Origin of the sequence: Fictibacillus norfolkensis (assembly GCF_014836645.1) — a bacterium.
Taxonomy (GTDB): Bacteria; Bacillota; Bacilli; order Bacillales; family Fictibacillaceae; genus Fictibacillus; species Fictibacillus norfolkensis.
The window spans coordinates 397,746-418,292 of the sequence record NZ_JACSQM010000002.1 but is presented as its reverse complement, the minus strand read 5'-3'; the positions used below and the strand labels follow the sequence as shown (position 1 = coordinate 418,292).

Genomic DNA, 20,547 nt, shown 5'->3' with positions numbered 1-20,547 from the left:
AAGTGATTGGAGACAGAGATACCGAATGAAAGTCTATTGACTCATTTAAAAGAAGAGGTAGATACCCGGTTTGGTTTTGAAGTGGGTGGTTCAACACCGATTAAACGTGGGTGGCTCAATCAAAAATGGAAGATCGAAACGAATCAAGGTGTTTTCCTAATAAAACAATACAATAAAGAGCGAATGAAAAGGTACGATCTTTCAATGATCCAATCTGCTCTTCATACACAAAATAGATTGTTCTCACAAGGAATAGCTTGTCCTGAAATTTTGTCATATAAAGGTGATCTTTTACAGAAGTCAACAGAAGGTGAACGTTTTACTGTAATGCGCTTCATGGAGGGAAGCTTAGTCTCACCGGGTAATCTTTCGAGTAACCAGATGCAATCTCTTGGTGATGAAGTTGGAAGACTTCACACTTTATTGAATGATGGAACATTATCAGCGAAATCAGAAACGATATTCAAAATTCCTTCTATAGAAGAACGTGTGGAGTATTGGCAAAGTGAAATACATAAGTGTGATGAACAAGGATTAGACCGTGTACGTTCTTTAATGGAGCTACAAAAGACTGCAACCTTAGCGTTGGATCTAGAGCAGTTTAATGATCTCACTCCTGGCTGGTGTCATCGCGACCTTTGGGTGGATAACTTGCTCTTTTCCGAAGATCATTTATCGGCGATTCTCGATTTTGATCGAATGAACTATGACTATATAGAATTGGATATCGGGAGACTGATCATCTCAACGTGTCTGCAAAATAATATTCTAAATCGTAAAGCTGTCCAGGCATTTCTTAAAGGGTACAATAATACAAATGAATTATCAGTTGAAAGATTAGTAATATCTTTAAGATTAGTTTGGTATATGGAAAGTACGTGGTGGATCGATATCAATCCTCATGAAGGAGAGCCTCCAAAAAGATTTCAACAAGAAATGGTTTGGCTGGCTCGTCATCATCAGCGACTAGAAAAAGAACTGGAAAAAAGAAGAAGTAATAATCATGTTTTAACAAACTAGCTTAAGGGAAATTCCTCATTAACAGATTAGAGGAGTGGTTAAGTGGAGACGAAACAATTGTGTTTGCTGAAAAAAGAAGATATGACGAATCCAGAAATAGTGCCAGCGTGGGTGATCGAGGAGTATAAGACTTTCCATGAGACAGTGACGAACAAAACTTTTCCTTGTTATTTTGGAATGGCTGCTGAGAATAAGGGAGAATTGCGCTATGCGTATGTGACGCATGATGACTGGTCGAACCTGCCTGAGGCAATTCGAGAATTTAACAAACTTTTTGATGCACCTAAATTGATTCGTCACGGATTATTTGTATTTGTTGAGCCGGAAAAAGAAGAAAAAGACATTCCGTATTACCGTGATTATTTTTGGAAGATACTTCAGTCATTGCACGAAACAGATAATCAGCCTTGGCCAGAGCATATACCGAAAGACCCGGACCACCACTTATTCGCTTTTTCATTTGATAATGAGCCTTATTTTGTATTCGGGAACGCACCTGCATACAAACAAAGAAAAACAAGAGATCTTGGTAACAGTTTAGTTCTCGGATTCCAGCCTCGTCGCATTTTTGAGGGCTTAGAGGGAACTTCACCAGGCGGAGCGATGTCTCGGGAAAAAGTTCGCGAGCGAGTAGAGAAGTGGGATAATCTTCCGAAGCACCCGAACATCAGTCATTATGGGGACCCGGAACACCGTGAATGGAAACAGTACTTTATTGGAGACGACGTTGAACCGATAGCGGGTAAATGTCCGTTTCATCATAAATAAAACGTAAAAAAGGACTCTTATTTGAGTCCTTTTTTATCTGTCCATTCGTGCTCTAGCATACTGAATAACAAAGAGTCACGCCATCCGTCTTTAAGCAGGATGATTTCACGCATCACGCCTTCTAACGTCATGTCTAGTTTTTTTAAAACCTTTTCTGAAGCTTTATTTCTAGGGTCACAAGTTGCAAAAAGGCGATGAAGCTGCAGATCTTCAAAACCAAACTTCAGCAAAAGTTGCCCGGCTTCCGTCGCAATTCCTTTTCCCCAATAATCCGGATGAAGCACATAACTGATCTCACCAACACGATTTGAAAAAGAGGTGATCTGTAATTCTCCAGCTCCGATCAACAGGTTTGATTGCTTTTCAACGATAGCAAAGGCATACCGTTCACGAGGATTTCGGTTTGCATCATTAATCACTTCATTCACATAGGCTATAGAATCTTCTTCATAATTCGGTCCCCAAGGCTGGTATTGAGAAACAATCTCTTGTGAGGCATATCGGTGAATCGCTTTCCAGTCTTCAGTAACCATCTCTCGAAAAAGAATTCTACTTGTTATTAACATCTCATCACACCGTTCCGCTTTAATCATTTGCATTGTTTGTCCATTTATTTCAGGTAATTCCTTATATTATTCATATTACTTCTAATAAACAATTCCTTAAAATATGATAATCTAATACTATCAAATAATTTACATATGTTAGTAGACTTTAAAGAACTAGTTCAGTTAGATGAAAGCGGGAGAATTAAAAGTGAAATTAAAAGATATGGCCAGGGAAATGGCAGCTATTTATAAAGAAAATAAAAAAGTGCAGGCTGTATTATTGGCAGGCTCTGTTTCAAGAGGTTGGGAAGACGAGCACTCAGATATTGAACTGAATATTTTCTGGTCAGAGCCTCCAACTGATGAAGATCGAATGTTACCGATTAGTGCGATAAATGGATCGATTATAGAATTTCATCCGTTTGAAGAGGAAGAATGGGCAGAAAGCTATTTAACGCCTCAAAATATAAAGCTTGAGATCAGCAGTTTCTTAACAACTACAGCAAATACGTGGATAAAAGAAGTAGTGAAAGAGTTTGAAGTGGATTACGGCAAACAGTGCATGGCTTCATCCGTGTTTTATGGAGTAAGTTTGTACGGAGATCAGGTGATTTGTGAACTAAAAAAAGAAGTGGAAGTGTATCCAAATCAATTAGCACAAAACATGATCGAAGAAAATCTAGCTTTATGGAGTAGGTGGAACAACCGTTATGCTCTATTGGATAGAAACGAGTGGATCATGTTGTATGATCTGTTGGTGGGTGTACAGAAGAAGCTTCTCGGAACACTATTCGGTTTAAATAAACTGTATATTCATCATCCGTCATTTAAGTGGATGCATAAATACAGCGAGATTTTCACAATAAAGCCAGATCATTTAGATGAGAGGCTATCACGTATTCTCATTCAAAATGTTCATGAGAGTATAAAAGAGTTAGAGCAATTAATTCAAGAAGTTTTTAACCTTGTGGAGAAACATTACCCAGACCTTCCATTTTTAACAGCTTACAAAGAAAAGATGAGCTTTGTTCGACCGGAAAATAAAGGTTGATTCCAAGTATAAAAAAGTCAATATGCATACACAATAGAAATAGCCATCCGGGTGGATTCGTCTTCTCGGGTGGTTTTTTATTTTTTTAGGACGCTCACCGCATGTCCCGTGAAAAGTGAGCAACGTGGATGAGAAACAATAAAATGAAGAAAAAAAATTAAGTTTATCCGTTGACAAAAAGAGGTAAATAGAATATAAATAAATTAACAATAAACATTTTGTTAATTATAAAGGAGGGGTATTATTGTCTAATAAGCATGCATTGAAACAATACGACATCAAAAAATATCGAACGCCTGATGGTTACACTTCCGATATTTGCGTCTTTACAATTATCGCAGAAAAAAATGAGGCATATAAACCTCCTACGATGGATCTTAAGATCATGTTGATCAAAAGAGCGGCTCTTGATTCAGAAGGAAATATGAACATTGAAGCAAACAAGTGGGCGATTCCAGGAGGTTTTGTTCAAGACGATGAAACTGGCTTTCAAGCAGCTAAACGAGAGTTAGAAGAAGAGACGAATATCTCTGGAATCCATATCAAACAATTTGGTGTTTACGACAAACCAGGCCGCGATCCTAGAGGTTGGATCATCTCGAACGCTCATTATGCGATTGTTCCTGATACGTATCTATCGCTAAGAAAAGCACAAGATGATGCAGCTGATATTGAATTATTCTCTATAAAAGATGTAATGGATCTGGAGTTAGCCTTCGATCATAAGCAAATCATTGCAGATGCGATTCAAGTGATCACAAACGATCTATTGCAAACAACTGTAGCTAAGAATTTCTTACCTGATAACTTTACGTATTCTGAACTTCAGGCTGTTTTAAAAACCGTAACGAATGATCCTGCGATTTTGAGTGATCAATCATTTTCAAGAAAGATAAAATCTCTCCCTTTTATTCAAGAAGTACAAGGAAAAACAACAACAAGAACGTCAAAGAGAGCAACAAAACTTTATACATTCATAGAGATGGATGTAATAAAGCCAATCTATACAGCACGTTATTAATTGAATTTTTTTAATGATAATAATTAACGAATTGTTAATAGTTAACTAAACACAATTAGGAGGCAATTATTATGAAAAAAGCGTTGATCAATATTGACTACACATTTGATTTTGTGGCAGATGAAGGTGCACTAACTTGTGGGAGACCAGGTCAGGATATTGAAAATGAGATTACTTCTATTACGGAACAATTTATTAATAACGGTGATTTTGTTGTGTTTGCCATAGATCAGCATCATACCGATGATAAGTTTCATCCAGAAAACGAGCTTTTTCCTCCGCATAACATTGAGGGTACACCAGGTCGAGAGCTTTATGGAAATCTTCAAAAAGTCTATGAAACACATAAAACGAAATCAAATGTTTATTGGATGGATAAGACCCGATACAGTGCCTTCGCAGGTACAGATCTATTAATGAAGCTTCGTGAACGTGGTATTACAGAGGTTCACATCGTAGGAGTGTGCACAGACATCTGCTGTCTTCATACAGCTGTTGATGCTTACAATGCCGGACTTAAGATCGTTGTTCATGAAAAAGCAGTAGCGAGCTTTAACCAAGCAGGGCATGAGTGGGCATTAGGGCATTTTAAGAGCTGTTTGAACGCAAAAGTTATCTAAATCATTCTCTTGGAGGTAATGAAAATGAACAATAAATATGCTGATGATAGTTTAACGCTGCACACAGATCTTTACCAGATTAATATGGCGGAAACGTACTGGGAGGACAATATCCATAACAAGATGGCCGTTTTTGAAGTGTTCTTTCGTAAACTTCCTTTCGGGAACGGATATGCAGTATTTGCAGGATTAGAAAGAATCATTGATTATCTGAAGAATTTTAAGTTTACAACAAGCGATATCGATTACCTTCGGGAGGAACTAGGGTACAGAGAGGATTATTTGGAGTATCTGCAGCAAGTGAAATTTACGGGGACCGTTCGCTCTATGGTGGAGGGAGAATTGGTCTTTGCAAACGAACCAATCATACGAATAGAAGCACCATTAGCAGAAGCTCAGCTTATTGAAACAGCTATGTTAAATATCGTAAACTATCAGACACTTATCGCCACAAAAGCATCCCGCATTAAACAAGTAGTTGGAGAAGAACGAGTGATGGAATTTGGAACACGCAGAGCACAAGAGATGGATGCAGCAATTTGGGGGACGAGGGCCGCGTTTATCGGTGGTATTGAAGCGACGTCTAATGTCAGAGCAGGAAAACGGTTCGGTATACCAGTCGCAGGTACACATGCTCATGCACTCGTCCAAACGTATCGCGATGAATATACGGCATTTCATAAATATGCCCAACGTCACAAAGATTGTGTGTTCTTAGTCGATACGTATGATACTTTGCGATCAGGAGTTCCTACTGCAATTAAGGTTGCTAAAGAACTAGGAAACAAGATCAACTTTAAAGGGATTCGTCTAGATAGTGGAGATCTTGCTTACCTATCAAAAGAGGCAAGAAAGATGCTTGACGAGGCTGGTTTTACAGATACAAAGATTATCGCTTCAAATGATCTAGATGAGAATACGATAATAAACCTAAAAGCGCAAGGTGCGAAGATCGATTCATGGGGAATTGGTACAAAAACTAATTACTGCTTATGACCAGCCAGCTTTAGGAGCAGTCTACAAACTCGTCTCTATTGAAGACGAACAAGGCAATATGGTAGACACGATTAAAATCAGTGGAAATCCAGAAAAAGTAACGACTCCTGGTTTGAAAAAAGTTTATCGAATCATCAATACACAGAATAATAAATCTGAAGGCGACTACATTGCGCTGGAGAATGAAACGCCTCAAGAAGAGTCTAGACTTAAAATGTTTCATCCTGTTCATACGTTTATTAGTAAATTTGTAACGAACTTTAAAGCTAAAGAACTTCATCAAGATATTTTTGTTGAAGGTAATATTGTCTATGAAACTCCTACTCTAAAAGAGATACAGATCTTTGCAAAAGAAAACCTCGAAGTGTTATGGGACGAATACAAACGTACGATGCATCCCGAGGAGTATCCAGTTGATCTTAGTCAAGCATGCTGGGACAACAAGATGAAGAATATTCAAGACGTGCAAACTAAAGTATTGTCATTAATTGAAGAAGGAGAATCTCACAATGGGTAAGATTGGAATCTATGGATCATCTTTTGACCCTATAACGAATGTACATCTATGGACCGCTAGTACCGTTGCACATCGCTGTAAACTAGACAAAGTGATCTTTCTTCCATGCTCAAGTAAACGAAAAGATAAAACGATGAAGACGTCTGATACCCATCGTTGGGAGATGCTTCAGCTTGCAATCTCAAATAATCAAACATTTATTGCCGATGATCACGAGATGCTTCAAGAAGCTTGGGAAGTATACACGTATTACACGATGGAACATTTTAAACAAAAATATCCTGATGATGAAGTGTACTTTATTATGGGAGCAGATCTGTTGGTTGATATTGCAAATGGTAAGTGGAAGTATGATGAAGAGTTAATTGCGAGCAATAAATTTATTGTGATGGCAAGAGACGAGATCAATATGGTCAAAACGATCTCGCGTTCACCCATACTAAGAAATCATGATGATGGCACAAAATTTCATCTAATCGATAAAGGGCTGTCTATGGAAATCAGCAGCACCTATATACGCGATGAATTTTCTAAGGGTGGAGAACCAAGGTATCTGTTGCCTGATGCATGTTATGAATATATAAAAAAACATGAACTGTACTCTTCATGACGAGTGGTGCAATCCTAACAACAGCTGATTTTAAGAAGGTACTCTGCGAAGTACCTTAGAGTCAGCTGTTTTTTGCATTTTATTAAATATTTTAAAAAGAAGTTAACTTTCAGCTATTTTTGGAAAAAATATAAATAAACTAGTGAAAGATGCAAAAAACGTTTACGGGACTATTGATTTAGGGAAGAGCCTTATAAATACCTTATGAGCGTATGGAGGATTATAGATGGCTACCGTAATAAAAGGAGAATACAAACACGTGAACTGTGATAGTGAATATGGCACATTAAAGAAAGTGATTGTGTGTGAACCGAGATATATGAAGATCGATGAAATAATCAACGAAACACAGCGCCATTTTGCAAAAGACAACATCAACATGAAACGAGCGATGAAACAGCATCAGCACTTCGTGGATACGATGAAAGCAAACGGTGTAGACGTTTATAAACTTCCTGCGATGGAGAAGTTCCCTGAACAAGTTTTCACGCGTGATATTGGGTTTACAATCGGTGAAACGGTATTCGTATCACGGATGGGAAGCAATATTCGCGATGGAGAAGAGAAAGTATTACGAAACTGGTTATTAGAACATCAGATTAATCTTTCTTTGATCGAGGGGGACCGTATTGAAGGCGGAGATGTAATCGTGCATGGTGATACCGTTTATATCGGGGTGAGTGGCAGAACGTCTGAGGAAACCATTCAAGAACTTCAATCGCAGCTGCCTCATATGAATGTCGTGGCTGTGCCATTTGATCCCATTTATCTGCATCTAGATTGTGTTTTTAACATTTTGTCTGAAAAAGATGCTTTAATCTATAAACATGCATTTGCGGAGAAAGACTATCAGTTTTTAGCCTCAAAATTTAATGTAATTGAAGTAGAGAAAGAAGAACAATTCACGATGGGTACGAACGTTTTATCAATTGGAAACAAAAAGGTTTTGAGCCTTCCTGTAAACAAGAATGTTAATGCAGCACTGAGAGAGAGAGGATACGACGTTCTAGAAGTCGATATCTCTGAAATCATAAAATCAGGTGGTTCGTTCCGCTGCTGTTCGATGCCGTTATATCGAGAAGAGATGCATTAAACCGTTCACAAGTAGTCTTTGCCAGAGGGCAAAGGCTTTTTTGTTGTTTTCTAAACGCTCGATGGATTTAGCTAATAATACTCTAGCTAGCGGACACAAATAAGGGTGCTTTTTACCACATTTGTTTTCTTACCTGTTGATGTGATTGAACGATTAGACTATTTTTGTCCATTTGAGTTATAAGAGTATGTGCTTAGTGGCTTATCGGCGAAAGTTACGCTCTATCAGGTGAAAAGCGCATGATCAAAGGCGAATGGCCAGGCATCTCAGGTGGTCCTGAGCACTTCTCAGGTGATCACACCATATTTACCGGTGAACGCGTAATAATTATAAAAACACGTACCGTAAAACATATAATAACTGCTTAACACACTTTTTTGAATAATGATTGAAGTGCAAGCTGCATGCTTTCATCATGCACTATATTCTAAAGCAACAATCTTTTATACAAGAGCCTTTCTCAAGGAAATTGTTTATGATTCTTTGTAGGTACAAAGCTATAAACTGTATATTTTAGACATATTTTTAATCCTGCAGGGTAAAGAGTACTATTCTTTGACCTAGGAGGCTATGTGATGAGAGCAGTGACTTTTCAAGGTGCGAAAGATATTCAGGTTAAAAATGTTGAGGATCCTATCATCCAAAAGAAAGATGATATTATCGTCCGTATTACATCAACAGCTATTTGTGGTTCAGATCTGCATATCTACCAAGGAGCATTACCTGCGGCAAAAGATTACGTGATCGGACATGAACCGATGGGAATCGTTGAAGATGTCGGACAGGATGTAACGAGAGTAAAAAAGGGTGATCGTGTAGTGCTTCCTTTTAATATCTCTTGCGGACATTGTTTTTATTGTAATCACGAGATGGAGAGTCAATGTGATCACTCAAACGGAAATCAAGCAGTTGATACAGGAGCGTATTTTGGTTTTACCGAAAGATATGGAAATTATCCAGGTGGCCAAGCTGAACTACTCAGAGTGCCCTATGGTAACTTTATGCCTTTTGTTATCCCTGAACATTGCGAACTTGAGGATGAATCTCTTTTATTTATGTCGGATGTATTGCCGACCGCCTATTGGAGCGTTGAGAACTCCGGTATGAAGGAAGGAGATACCGTAGCTGTTCTGGGATGTGGTCCAGTAGGATTAATGGCTCAAAAATTTGCTTGGATGAAAGGTGCTAAACGTGTAATAGCCATTGATAATATTCCGTATCGTTTAAATCATGCAGCGATGAAAAATAAATCAGAAGTGTATAACTTTGATGATTTTGATAACATGGGTGCACACATAAAAGAAATTACAGGTGGAGGTGCGGATGTTGTCATTGATTGTGTAGGAATGGATGGCAAGGAATCAGTCATTGAAAAAGTGGAACAGAAACTGAAACTACAAGGTGGCACGTTGAGTGCGTTTGAGATAGGACTAAACGCGGTTCGTAAGTTTGGAACCATTCAGCTTACAGGTGTATATGGATCCATGTACAACATGTTCCCACTTGGAAATATATTTGAGAGAAATGTTACATTGAAGATGGGACAAGCACCCGTGATTCATTACATGCCAATGCTCTTTGATAAGATCATGAACAATGAGTTTGATCCCACCGAAATTATTACACACAGAGTACCATTAGAAAATGCGGGTGAGGCATATAAGACGTTTAACGATCACGAAGATGAATGTATAAAGGTTGTTCTTAAGCCTTAGTTGCAAGAATTTAAATAAGGAACTTGGATTTCCAAGTTCCTTTCTATATTTCTATTTGTGAATTTTCTTCCTCAGTCGTTACAGCAGTACTCTGAAGGGGAAGTACGATGGTGAAGGTCGTGATACTATCATCTGATGAACAGCTTATGGACCCGTTATGCTTTTCAATAATTTTCTTGCACACGAAAAGGCCTATACCCGTGCCTAATTCTTTTGTTGTAAAGAATGGCTCGAAGATCGTACTGATTGTTTCGGGTGGAATAGCTGGGCCGTTATTAGAAATAGTAATATGTACGTTATCATTATCTTCAATCTTGCTAAAAATCATGATTCGACGATTCTGTCTCATTTGACGCAGTGCATCGATCGAGTTCATGATGAGATTTAGCAGTACTTGTTTCAACTCGTCCTTGTGTGCCCGCAAAGTAATCGTAGGATCGATACGCGGAATGACCGTAACGTCTGCATCCACTAAACTTGGATACATGAAATCTAGAATATCTGTGAATAAATCTTCTAAAGCAAAATCCTCCGCTTCCCGTTCTTGAACCCCTTTTCTTGAGGCATGAAGAAATTGAGAGATACGAAAGTTCAATTGTGTTAATTCGTGACTGATGATATCAATGTATTTCATGCTTGGGTTCTCTTGCTGAATGAGTTTCACGAAACCCATTACTGCGGTCAGAGGATTTCTGAACTCATGCACAAAACTAGATGACATCTGTCCTAAAATGGTTAACCGTTCTTTGTGACTTTGATCGATGAATACTGTTTTTTCCTCAATCTCAATATCCTTCAGCTCCGTATACTTCTTAACGGCATGATATAAAAACTCATCAAAAAGAGAATTGATCGTTTCAATCACAGGCTGCAACTGTTCAATGGATATACCAGAGCCAGTCACGAAACGGACGATCTCACTTCGTCCTAGGTTCACATTGTATACAAATTCACCTATATTGATCTTAGCTTCTAACCGCTGAACAGCGACTCCATGGGCGAGGTGCATAATTTCTTTAGGAGATAGTTTACGTCGTAAGGATTGTTTAACTAGCTCAACCATATGTAAGGCATTCTCTGTTACTTTTTCTTTATGTATATCATGATTTGAAATCACGATTCTCTGGTGCCAATCATGTAAGTAAGTAGGCAAGTTATCATCCATATATGTGATTAGACTTTCTGTTATGTCCACCGCTCGCACCTCTTTCAACATTAAAATCATGGAAAGAATAAAATATGAATCAGCCAACGTTTGTTATATAAAAGTATTTATACTACATATAGTAATGGAAATATAGACGAAATGCCATATGCAGTTTACATTTTTTTCATTAAATTATGAAAATAGGTAGGTAAATCGACACGAGACCACGAAAACTATCATAAACCTCCAGTCTTTACTTCTTCTTTATGAATGAATACTATCCTTTAAAAAATTTCTGACTATTCTAAATATATTTTATGTAATTTCATATTGTGAAATTTTGAGATTGTACAAGTCTGCCTTTTTCAATACGATGAACGCATATTGAAAGGGGTGGTAGCTAAGCTGACTTCAACTAAATCGTATCCGTTTGAGGGGGAGAATTGGTGATCTCATCTGTTCAAAAAATTTCAAGGATATTAAACTGCTTCACAAAAGATGAACCAGCACTAGGAAACTTGCAGATTGCTGAAAAACTTAACATGAATGCGAGCACGGTTCATCACTTAATTCGTACACTTTGCTCAGAAGGCATTCTGATTCAAGACAGTCAAAAAAAATATAGATTAGGATGGAAATTGCTAGAATGGAGCAATCACGTCATGTATCAGCAAGACATCAACACGGAAGCACTGCCATTGTGCGAAGGTCTTGTCAGAAGGTTTAACACAACCGTACATATCGGAATGCTAGATCGTGGTGAAGTGCGCTTCGTTCTCAGAGTAGCTTCTTCAAATTCAGTAGCAGTCCCCACTTTTATAGGCGATACAAAACCTGCATATTGTACAAGCACAGGAAAAGTGTTGCTAGCTTTTAACCCCTCCATGATTAAGCCGACCATATCAAGGGGATTGCTTCGCCGCGCTCCTAATACCATTACATGTGTTGAAAAATTAAAGTATGAGCTTGATGTTATTCGAACAAATGGTTATGCCATCAGCAATAATGAAAACGAAATGGGCTTGTATGGAATTGCTGCTCCTATTAAGTCTTATACAGGACAAATCATTGCTGCCCTTAATATGGTTGGACCAGTATCCTATATGCTCGGGCAAGATACGCCTTCAATGATACATCATGTCGTAAAAACAGCGGAGTCAATCTCAAAAGAACTCGGTTTTATTAGCGTTTTATGATAGCGCTTACATAAATAATAGGGAGTTGATAGGGATGAAAAAGTTAAGAATTATAATGACTGTTTTGTTGGCATTATTTCTTTTAACATCCTGCAGCAGCGGAGCGAAGGATTCCGCAAGTTCAGGGGATGCGTCTTCTGATGGAAAGGCATACACGTTCAAACTAGCGCATATCACACCGCCATCACACATGTGGCATAAAGCTGCAGAGAAATTTAAAGAAGAGCTATCTAAACGTTCAGATGGAAGGATTGAGCTTGAGATCTATCCATCCTCTCAGCTTGGAAGTGAAGCGGACATGATGCAGCAAATTGAATCGGGTTCTGTTGATTTTGGTTTTATTACAGCAGCCTATACAAGTTCCCGTTCACCATCTTTCGCTGCGTGGTTTGCACCTTATGCGTTTGAAGATCTAGAGGCAGCACATAAGGAGAGACAGTCAGAACCTGCAAAAAAGATCCTCGCAACACTAGATGAGCAAGGAATCACAGGATTGGATTATCTTTTTGCTGGTCAGCGCGTCATGTTGTTTAAAGACAAGGATGTTCAAAAACCTGAAGATATGAAAGGGTTAAAACTTCGTGTAACACCAAGTCCGCCAATGCAGGATTTCTACAAATCCACTGGTGCATCAACAGAAGGACTGCCTCTTCCTGAGGTATACTCAGCTGTTCAGACAGGTGTAATCGATGGAATGGACATGGATTTGGATGCAGCGATTACAAACAAGTACTATGAAGTTGCAAAGTATGGAGCGGTTACAAATCATATGGTATGGCCGGCAGTAGCCATGGTTAACAAAAAAACGTTCGAAGGTATGTCAGAAGAAGACCAGAAGATTGTGCGTGAATCTTTAGAAGCTGCAGCAGATTATGCGGTTGAAACCCGTTCTGGTCAAGAAGAAGAGTTTAAGAAAGAATTAGCAGACAATGGAATGAAAATCTATGATATTGACCCAGAACTATTCAAGCCTTATATAGAAGAATTTGATAAAAAATACGGACCGACTGACCCTCTTATTCAAGAATTTATTGATTCAGTAAGAAAGTAGATTGAGAGATTGGTGTGGTTTAAATGAAGATTAATTACGACAGAGATATCAATCCAAGTATCAAGCCTCCTATTAATGGAGGAAGCGGCATGATACAGAGTCTTAGTAACGGAATTTGTAAGGTGGAAAAATTTCTTGCTGCGATTCTCATGTTTGCTTTAGCAGTGATCGTCGCCGTCTCAGTGGCATTTCGCTACTTTTTGAATGCACCATTATCTTGGTCAGGTGAAGTTGCTGTATTTCTATTGATTTGGATTAGTTTTATTGGAGGCAGTCTAGGGCTTAAGTACAATTCTCAGGCTGCTGTGACGCTATTACTTGATTATTGCCCGCAAAGAGTAAAAATGTGGATAGCGGTGTTCAGTCAGATATTCATTATGATCTTTTTAGTTTTGATTTTGTCGTACACGTACAGATGGATATTGTCAGACGGGGTCGCTTTTCAAAAATCCACCGCTATTTTGCTTCCGATGTGGATTCCTTACAGTGCTGTTCCGATGGGTTTAACGTTTGCATGCGTCCATGTACTGGCTCAATTTGTTCACGTTATTAAAACAAAGGGGGCAGAGCTATGATAACTGCTCTTATCATAGGGATATTTATCCTGTTTTTATTGATGGGTATTCCGATTTCACTCGTATTAGGCATGATTACCGTCGTTTATTTTTTCCTGAATGGGAACACGGCTTTATTAGATTCAACACCAATGAGACTATATTCGGGTCTTGATAATTTTGGTTTGCTTGCAATTCCGTTGTTCATGCTTGCCGGAGAACTGATGAACGGAGGAGGAATTACAACTCGTCTTGTGAAATTTGCAAAAGTTTTTGTTGGTCATGTACGTGGCGGACTTGCTTATGTAACGGTCGTTGCTAACATGTTCTTGGCCTCTATATTAGGTTCTGCAAACGCACAAGCTGCCATGATGAGTAAAATCATGGTTCCTGAGATGGAGAGAGAAGGGTATTCCAGAGAGTTTTCTTCATCCTTGACACTAGCTTCATCTATCATTGCACCCATTATTCCACCAAGTATGATCTTTATCATTTACGGGACGCTGTCTGGAACATCCATCGGCGGACTGTTTATGGCAGGGATTGTTCCAGGGGTGATCTACGGAGCAGGATTTATCAGTGTGATCGCATATATGGGATATAAATATAAATTTCCTAAAAGTAAAAGAGCAACTGGAAAAGAAATGTGGGAAAGCACGGTTAAAGTTCTGCCAGCGCTTTTAGTACCGTTCGTTATTATTTTTGGTATCTTATCTGGTGCATTTACGGCAACTGAATCTGCGGCGGTAGCTTGCGTGATCGCATTCTTAGTAGGTGTTTTCTTTTATCGGGAACTTAGATGGACGTCGATTCCTCAAATCTTGATCAACACTGTAGTCAGCACAGCTACGGTTACATTCTTAATTGCAATGGCTAATATTTTTGGCTGGTTAATTGCTTTTGAACAGCTTCCGCAAGTTTTTGCAGACAGCATGTTATCTATTTCTGAGAACCCGTTTGTTTTTCTTCTCTTGGTCAATGTCATGCTGTTGTTTGTCGGAATGCTGCTGGATGGGATTGCCGCTTTAATCATCTTAGTTCCCGTTTTTATGCCGCTAGTGACTTCGTTTGAGATCGATCCGATTCACTTTGGTGTAATCATTTGCATCAACTTAACGATTGGTCTTTTAACGCCACCTGTTGGAACTGGGCTATTTATCGTATCATCCATTGCTGAAGTGCGTTTTGAAAAGTTAGTAAAATCATCTGCGCCTTTTTTAGTCGCGGCCATTGCAATTCTGTTCTTAATCACATACTTAGAAGACGCCGTTCTTTGGATTCCAAGGATGATCGGTCTTTAAAAGAAATAGAGCCTTATATGAGGGCTCTATTTTAATTCCAAAGTTATGAATCCACGAGTTTTCCCATTCCATCCAGAGATTTTACCCCTCAATTCACGAGTTTTGATGTTTTATCCGCGAGTCTACATGTCCGGACAAAATACGACAAGATTAGTACTGACATTTGATCTATAATTTCACCACCTCTACTTCAGCCATGAATAAAATTTTCTGGTAATTTCATAATGTGAAATTACAGCATTGAGAGTTGTAAGCGCTTACTTATATAGTTGAAACAAACTAAAACATGATTCATAGAGGAGGCATATGGAATGGGAATTAGAACTGGTGCTCAATATATTCAAGCATTGAAATCTCGTTCACCAGAAATTTGGTTAGAGGGCAGGAGAGTAACAGATGTAGTGAACGAACCTGTTTTTAAGCAGCCAATTCAAGAGATCGCGAAACTGTACGACATGCAGCACAATCCACAATATCAAGATTCCATTACACATATTTGCAATGAGACGGGTGAGCGAATCAACAACGCATTTTTACACCCGACAACCTATGAAGAATTGATGGCAAGAAGTCAGTTATTTGAAATCTACGCAAAATCTACTTTTGGGCTCATGGGGCGAACTCCCGACTTCCTGAACGTCGTTGTAACCGGTATGGCACACAATGGCTGGTTCCTCGATCAATACAATCCGGAATGGTCTGTAAATATAAAAAACTACTTTAACTACATAAGAGATAATGATCTGTTTTTAACACATGCAATCATTAACCCGCAAAACGACCGAAGTAAAAACTCACATGGACAAAAGGATATGTACACACATCTAGGTGCTGTTGAAGAAACGCCTGATGGTTTGATCGTTAGGGGAGCAAAAATGCTCGCTACATTAGCACCAATTACAGATGAAGTCATCATCTACTCGTTCCCAGGCTTCGCACCTGGAGACGAGCGTTATGCCCTTGCATTTGCAGTGCCTGTGGATACGCCAGGACTCAAGCTCATATGCCGTGAACCGATGCAGGACGGCAAGCGATCACAGTTTGATCATCCACTCGCTTCAAGATTTGAAGAGATGGATGCATTGCTCGTCTTTAATGACGTACTTGTACCTTGGGATCGCGTGTTTCTTTATAACAATGTGGAAGCAGCGAACCTTTTGTATCCGAAGACAGGCATTGCTCAGCAGCCTGCTCATCAGTCAGGTGTAAGAGGATATGTGAAACTAGCATTTGCTACAGAAGTCGCTTGTAAGCTAGCAGACTCAATTGGTGTAGATGGGTACTTGAATGTACAAAACGACTTAGGTGAACTTGTGCAGAACGTGGAAGTTATTCGCTCTTTATTGCGAGTAGCAGAGTATGAGTATGAAACAACATCATCTGGCGAAGTGATGCCAAATGCGGCAGCCCTTGAGACCATTCGCGGAATGCTTCCTAAAATGTATCCAAGAGCGATCGAGGTCATCCAAATTATCGGTGCTGGCGGGTTGCTCATGTCACCGACTGGGAATGACTTTAACGCTCCAGAAATCCGAAGTGAGATTGATAAGTACTATTTAGGCCGTGACGGTGTGGACTCTCTTGAACGCGTTAAGCTGTTCAAGCTTGCATGGGATCTGTGCGGTGAAGCTTTCGGGCAGCGACTTGTGCAATATGAGCGCTATTATACGGGAGATCCAATCCGTAAGAGAGCCATCTTCTATAACGGTTATAAAAGAAAAGCAAAGTTCGCTATGGTCGATGAAGCACTTTCCGTAACAAATGAATTCGTGAAGGACCAGCCTAAGCTGGCTAAATAAAGGGAGGTAATTGTAATGAGTACAACGACATTAAAATCTTTTAACTTATTAAAATGGATCGACGAAAACAAAGATTTGCTCAAGCCACCAGTTAACAACAAAGTGATCTGGCAGGATTCCGAATTTATCGCCATGATCTTAGGTGGTCCGAACAAAAGACGTGATTTTCACGTGGACCCTTCTGATGAGTTCTTTTATCAGATCAAAGGCAGCTGTTATGTGGAGATCATTAATAAACACGGCAAGCGTGAAGTGGTTGAAGTAAAAGAAGGAGACGTGTTCATGCTGCCGGCGATGGTTCCTCATTCGCCGCATCGTGTGGCTAATTCTTATGGTCTTGTAATTGAGCGTAAACGTGCACAAGGTGAGCTTGAAGACTTCGTTTGGTTCTGTGACCGCTGTGATTCTGAGATGCATCGCGTGACGGTTCAATTAAGTGATATTGAGAAACAAGTAAAAGAAGCAATTCACAGTTTTAATTCCAATGAACGTGTCCGCTTGTGTAAAGATTGCGGTTATCAGATGCCAGAGAACGTGGAGGAATGGAAGTGCTAAGAATTGACTTTCACACACATATCATTCCAGAGTCGTTTCCTGACTTTGCCGAAAAATATGGTGGAGAAAGGTGGCCGGTGTTAAACAGGACGTGTACCTGCGGCGCAGCCATTATGGTAGGAGGCAAGAACTTTAGAGATGTAACGGACCAAGTATGGGATCCAAAGAAACGGATCGATGACATGGATCGTGAAGGGGTAGACATTCAAGTGCTATCCCCGATCCCTGTAACATTCTCGTACTGGGCGCCGCCAGAACAAGCCGAAGCGATGGCCAAAATCCAGAACGACTTTATTGCTGAAACAGTCAATGAATATCCAGACCGCTTTGCTGGTCTTGGGACTGTGCCGATGCAGGATGCTAAGACTGCGATACGGGAGATGGATCGCTGTATGAACGAGCTTGGACTTCATGGAATCGAGATCGGAACAAATATAAATGGACAGAATCTCGATCATCCTGACTTTATTCCGTTTTTTGAGATGGCGGAGAAGTGGGAAGTACCGCTCTTTATTCATCCGTGGGAAACGCTCGGAAAAGAGCGTATGCCGAACCATAATTTCATGTACACGATCGGGATGCCGAGTGAAACCGCTTTAGCCGCAGCATCTTTAATCTGGAGCGGTATGATGGAGAAATTTCCTAAACTAAAAATTTGTTTTGCACATGGTGGTGGTTCGTTTCCTTACTTAATGCCCCGTCTTGACCAGGGGTGGCAAGTGTGGCCGCATTTAAGGCTTACTACACATCCGCCAAGTCATTATGCCAAGCAGTTTTATTTTGATTCGTTAAATTACGATCCAATGAATATTCGCTATATGATGGAGCGATTCGGTTCAGACAAGATCTTTATGGGTTCAGATTATCCGTTTCTATTGCGTGAAGTGAATCCCGGAAAAGTTTTAGATGAAACGCTTGAGCTAACGGATGCACAGCGTAAAGCAATGCTTGGTGGAAACGCAGCTGAGTTTTTAGGTCTTGAAAAACGAAAGCGGGGTGCAGCCGTTGCAAGTCATACAAACACCGGAGGATAAGCTTCAAAGTCTAGGTCTTGTACTACCAGAGGTGCGGCCAGCTGTCGGTAACTATGTAGGTTGTGTACGAGTTGGGAACTTACTGTTTACAGCGGGACAAGGTGTCGATCAATACCACGGTAAGCTAGGAAAAGATTTATCGGTAGAAGAAGGCTATGCAGCTTCTCGCCAGTCCATGTTAAATCTCTTAGCAGTCGTTCAACACGAGCTTGGGAGTTTAAACAAAGTGAAGAAGGTTGTGAAGCTGTTAGGCTTTGTAAACTGTACAGAGGATTTTACGGATCAGCCAAAAGTCATCAACGGAGCATCAGATCTACTTGTTGCTGTTTTTGGTGAGAGAGGTAAACATGCTAGATCAGCCGTAGGCATGGCACAGCTACCTGGTGGAACAGCCATTGAGATTGAGATGATCCTTGAGATTGAAGACGAAAAGGGGAATTAGCTTATGAAACCTGAAACCCTGACACAACAAGTAAAAGTGAATAATGCAAAACTGTTCATTGACGGAGAATATGTTGATGCTCTCTCAGGAGATACCTTTGAATCTATTAATCCAGCAACAAACCAGAGATTAGCACTCGTTGCGAACGGCAGTGAACAAGATGCGAAACGTGCCATCCAATCTGCCAAAAATGCCTATGATAGCGGCGTTTGGAGTAAGATGCCTGTTGAGGATCGGTCTGATATTCTTTGCCGAATGGCGGATCTTATCATGAAAAATGTAGATGAACTGGCAATGGTTGAAACCCTCGATGTTGGAAAACCCATTAAAGAGAGCAGAGGGTTCGATATTCCAAGAGCTGCGTCAAATTTCCGCTTTTTTGCTGAGATGTCTAAATATATGGTCAGTGAACATTATGACAAGCATAACATCATGTCATATGCCAAATACAGTCCAGCAGGAGTAACAAGTCTTATCATCCCTTGGAATCTACCATTTATGCAGATGACTTGGAAAGCATCAGCGGCCCTTGCTGCAGGAAATACCGTTGTCATCAAACCTGCGTCATATACACCACTATCTGCTGTCATGTTTGGAGATATTGCTAATGAAGCAGGACTTCCTCCTGGTGTCTTAAACATTATTACAGGACCAGGAAGTACGATGGGAAGTGCGATGACAACAGATCCGAACGTGCGTCGCATTTCGTTTGTTGGAGAATCAAGTACAGGAAAAACAATCATGAAGAACGCTGCTGAGAATCTGATTCCTGTCTCCCTGGAATTAGGAGGGAAATCAGCCAATATCGTTTTTGAAGATGCAGATTTAGATGAAGCGGTAAAAGGTTCGATCGATGCCATCTATCGAAATCAAGGAGAAATCTGTCTTGCTGGATCACGTCTTCTTCTACAAGAGAGCATCTATGATCAATTCATGGAAAAGTTTGTAGCTGCGGTTAAACAAATAAAAATCGGTGATCCGACTCTTGAGGACACAGACATGGGAGCACTTGTTTCTAAAAATCATTTGGAAACCGTAGAAGCCTATGTAGACATAGGTGTAAAAGAGGGAGCCAAGCTCGCTTGCGGTGGTAGACGGATAACAAATATTGGTGATGGAAACTTCTATGAACCCACCGTTTTATATGACGTGAACAATAAATGGCGTGTGGCTCAAGAAGAGATATTCGGACCCGTTCTCGTTGTTATTCCATTCAAAACAGAAGATGAGGCGGTTTCTATCGCGAATGATTCCCAATATGGTCTTGCTGGCGTAGTGTGGACAAATGATATTCGTCGGGCACAGCGGGTTTCAGCTGCAGTTGATTCAGGTCTGCTCTGGATCAACTGTTGGTACATAAGAGATCTGCGAACACCTTTTGGTGGTTCAAAAGCCAGCGGGATCGGACGTGAAGGTGGAAGGCACAGCTTTGAATTTTATTCAGAGGCGAAGACGATCACGATGAAGCTATAAATTTTTGTATTGAAAACGTGATTGGATAACAGTCGC

The 20,547-nt window shown here is 39.9% G+C and carries 20 protein-coding genes and 1 pseudogene; 19 read left to right on the top strand and 2 right to left on the bottom strand.

The window, feature by feature from the left end; all coding sequences use genetic code 11:
- Positions 1–6: 6 nt before the first annotated feature.
- On the top strand, positions 7–1,020 hold the full coding sequence (locus H9648_RS06520) for a phosphotransferase (RefSeq protein ID WP_191753072.1): 1,014 nt from the start codon (positions 7–9) through the stop codon (positions 1,018–1,020).
- 81 nt (positions 1,021–1,101) lie between these two features.
- Entirely contained in the window at positions 1,102–1,788 is a 687-nt protein-coding gene (locus tag H9648_RS06515) for a YqcI/YcgG family protein (protein ID WP_191753249.1), read from the top strand.
- 17 nt (positions 1,789–1,805) lie between these two features.
- Here H9648_RS06515 and H9648_RS06510 read toward each other — a convergent pair whose 3' ends face one another.
- Positions 1,806–2,354: a GNAT family N-acetyltransferase gene (locus tag H9648_RS06510; protein ID WP_191753071.1), complete on the bottom strand. Its 549-nt coding sequence runs from the start codon at positions 2,352–2,354 to the stop codon at positions 1,806–1,808.
- A 190-nt stretch (positions 2,355–2,544) separates the two neighbouring features.
- Between H9648_RS06510 and H9648_RS06505 the strand changes: the two genes are divergently transcribed.
- From H9648_RS06505 to H9648_RS06475, 8 genes and pseudogenes are all read left to right on the top strand, one after another.
- Positions 2,545–3,387, top strand: a complete 843-nt coding sequence (locus tag H9648_RS06505) for a DUF4037 domain-containing protein (RefSeq protein ID WP_191753070.1) — start codon at positions 2,545–2,547, stop codon at positions 3,385–3,387.
- Positions 3,388–3,631: 244 nt separating this feature from the next.
- The gene (locus H9648_RS06500; RefSeq protein ID WP_191753069.1) at positions 3,632–4,408 is read left to right on the top strand and encodes an NUDIX hydrolase; all 777 of its coding nucleotides are present in this window, start codon (positions 3,632–3,634) and stop codon (positions 4,406–4,408) included.
- 71 nt (positions 4,409–4,479) lie between these two features.
- Complete coding sequence (locus H9648_RS06495; RefSeq protein WP_191753068.1) at positions 4,480–5,028, top strand: cysteine hydrolase family protein; 549 nt, start codon at positions 4,480–4,482, stop codon at positions 5,026–5,028.
- A 24-nt stretch (positions 5,029–5,052) separates the two neighbouring features.
- A pseudogene (locus tag H9648_RS06490) lies at positions 5,053–6,541 on the top strand (nicotinate phosphoribosyltransferase).
- On the top strand, positions 6,534–7,151 hold the full coding sequence (gene nadD, locus H9648_RS06485) for a nicotinate (nicotinamide) nucleotide adenylyltransferase (RefSeq protein WP_191753067.1): 618 nt from the start codon (positions 6,534–6,536) through the stop codon (positions 7,149–7,151). The pseudogene H9648_RS06490 and the gene nadD overlap by 8 nt, the downstream one beginning before the upstream one ends.
- Before the next feature lie 226 nt (positions 7,152–7,377).
- Positions 7,378–8,244 carry a dimethylarginine dimethylaminohydrolase family protein gene (locus H9648_RS06480; protein ID WP_191753066.1) on the top strand — a complete coding sequence of 289 codons (867 nt, stop codon included), beginning with the start codon at positions 7,378–7,380 and terminating at the stop codon, positions 8,242–8,244.
- A gap of 239 nt (positions 8,245–8,483) precedes the next feature.
- Entirely contained in the window at positions 8,484–8,612 is a 129-nt protein-coding gene (locus H9648_RS20845) for a hypothetical protein (protein ID WP_263600138.1), read from the top strand.
- 207 nt (positions 8,613–8,819) lie between these two features.
- The gene (locus tag H9648_RS06475) at positions 8,820–9,959 is read left to right on the top strand and encodes a zinc-dependent alcohol dehydrogenase (RefSeq protein ID WP_191753065.1); all 1,140 of its coding nucleotides are present in this window, start codon (positions 8,820–8,822) and stop codon (positions 9,957–9,959) included.
- 43 nt (positions 9,960–10,002) lie between these two features.
- Here the strand turns inward: H9648_RS06475 and H9648_RS06470 are convergent, their stop codons facing one another.
- Entirely contained in the window at positions 10,003–11,154 is a 1,152-nt protein-coding gene (locus tag H9648_RS06470; protein WP_318243492.1) for a histidine kinase N-terminal domain-containing protein, read from the bottom strand.
- Between the two features lie 398 nt (positions 11,155–11,552).
- Between H9648_RS06470 and H9648_RS06465 the strand changes: the two genes are divergently transcribed.
- The 9 genes from H9648_RS06465 to H9648_RS06425 all read left to right on the top strand — a co-directional run bounded on the left by H9648_RS06465 (position 11,553) and on the right by H9648_RS06425 (position 20,511).
- Positions 11,553–12,302 (top strand): IclR family transcriptional regulator, encoded by a 750-nt coding sequence (locus H9648_RS06465; RefSeq protein ID WP_191753064.1) that lies wholly within the window; start codon positions 11,553–11,555, stop codon positions 12,300–12,302.
- Between the two features lie 34 nt (positions 12,303–12,336).
- Positions 12,337–13,353, top strand: a complete 1,017-nt coding sequence (locus tag H9648_RS06460) for a TRAP transporter substrate-binding protein (protein ID WP_191753063.1) — start codon at positions 12,337–12,339, stop codon at positions 13,351–13,353.
- Between the two features lie 23 nt (positions 13,354–13,376).
- Positions 13,377–13,928, top strand: a complete 552-nt coding sequence (locus H9648_RS06455) for a TRAP transporter small permease (RefSeq protein ID WP_225218758.1) — start codon at positions 13,377–13,379, stop codon at positions 13,926–13,928.
- On the top strand, positions 13,925–15,208 hold the full coding sequence (locus H9648_RS06450) for a TRAP transporter large permease (protein WP_191753062.1): 1,284 nt from the start codon (positions 13,925–13,927) through the stop codon (positions 15,206–15,208). Before H9648_RS06455 ends, H9648_RS06450 begins: the two co-directional genes overlap by 4 nt.
- Before the next feature lie 311 nt (positions 15,209–15,519).
- Complete coding sequence (locus H9648_RS06445; protein WP_191753061.1) at positions 15,520–17,007, top strand: 4-hydroxyphenylacetate 3-hydroxylase family protein; 1,488 nt, start codon at positions 15,520–15,522, stop codon at positions 17,005–17,007.
- 15 nt (positions 17,008–17,022) lie between these two features.
- The gene (gene nbaC, locus H9648_RS06440) at positions 17,023–17,562 is read left to right on the top strand and encodes a 3-hydroxyanthranilate 3,4-dioxygenase (protein WP_191753060.1); all 540 of its coding nucleotides are present in this window, start codon (positions 17,023–17,025) and stop codon (positions 17,560–17,562) included.
- Positions 17,550–18,596, top strand: a complete 1,047-nt coding sequence (locus tag H9648_RS06435; protein ID WP_191753059.1) for an amidohydrolase family protein — start codon at positions 17,550–17,552, stop codon at positions 18,594–18,596. The genes nbaC and H9648_RS06435 overlap by 13 nt, the downstream gene beginning before the upstream one ends.
- Entirely contained in the window at positions 18,568–19,038 is a 471-nt protein-coding gene (locus tag H9648_RS06430) for a RidA family protein (RefSeq protein ID WP_191753058.1), read from the top strand. Before H9648_RS06435 ends, H9648_RS06430 begins: the two co-directional genes overlap by 29 nt.
- 3 nt (positions 19,039–19,041) lie before the next feature.
- Complete coding sequence (locus H9648_RS06425) at positions 19,042–20,511, top strand: aldehyde dehydrogenase (RefSeq protein ID WP_191753057.1); 1,470 nt, start codon at positions 19,042–19,044, stop codon at positions 20,509–20,511.
- Positions 20,512–20,547 lie beyond the last annotated feature (36 nt).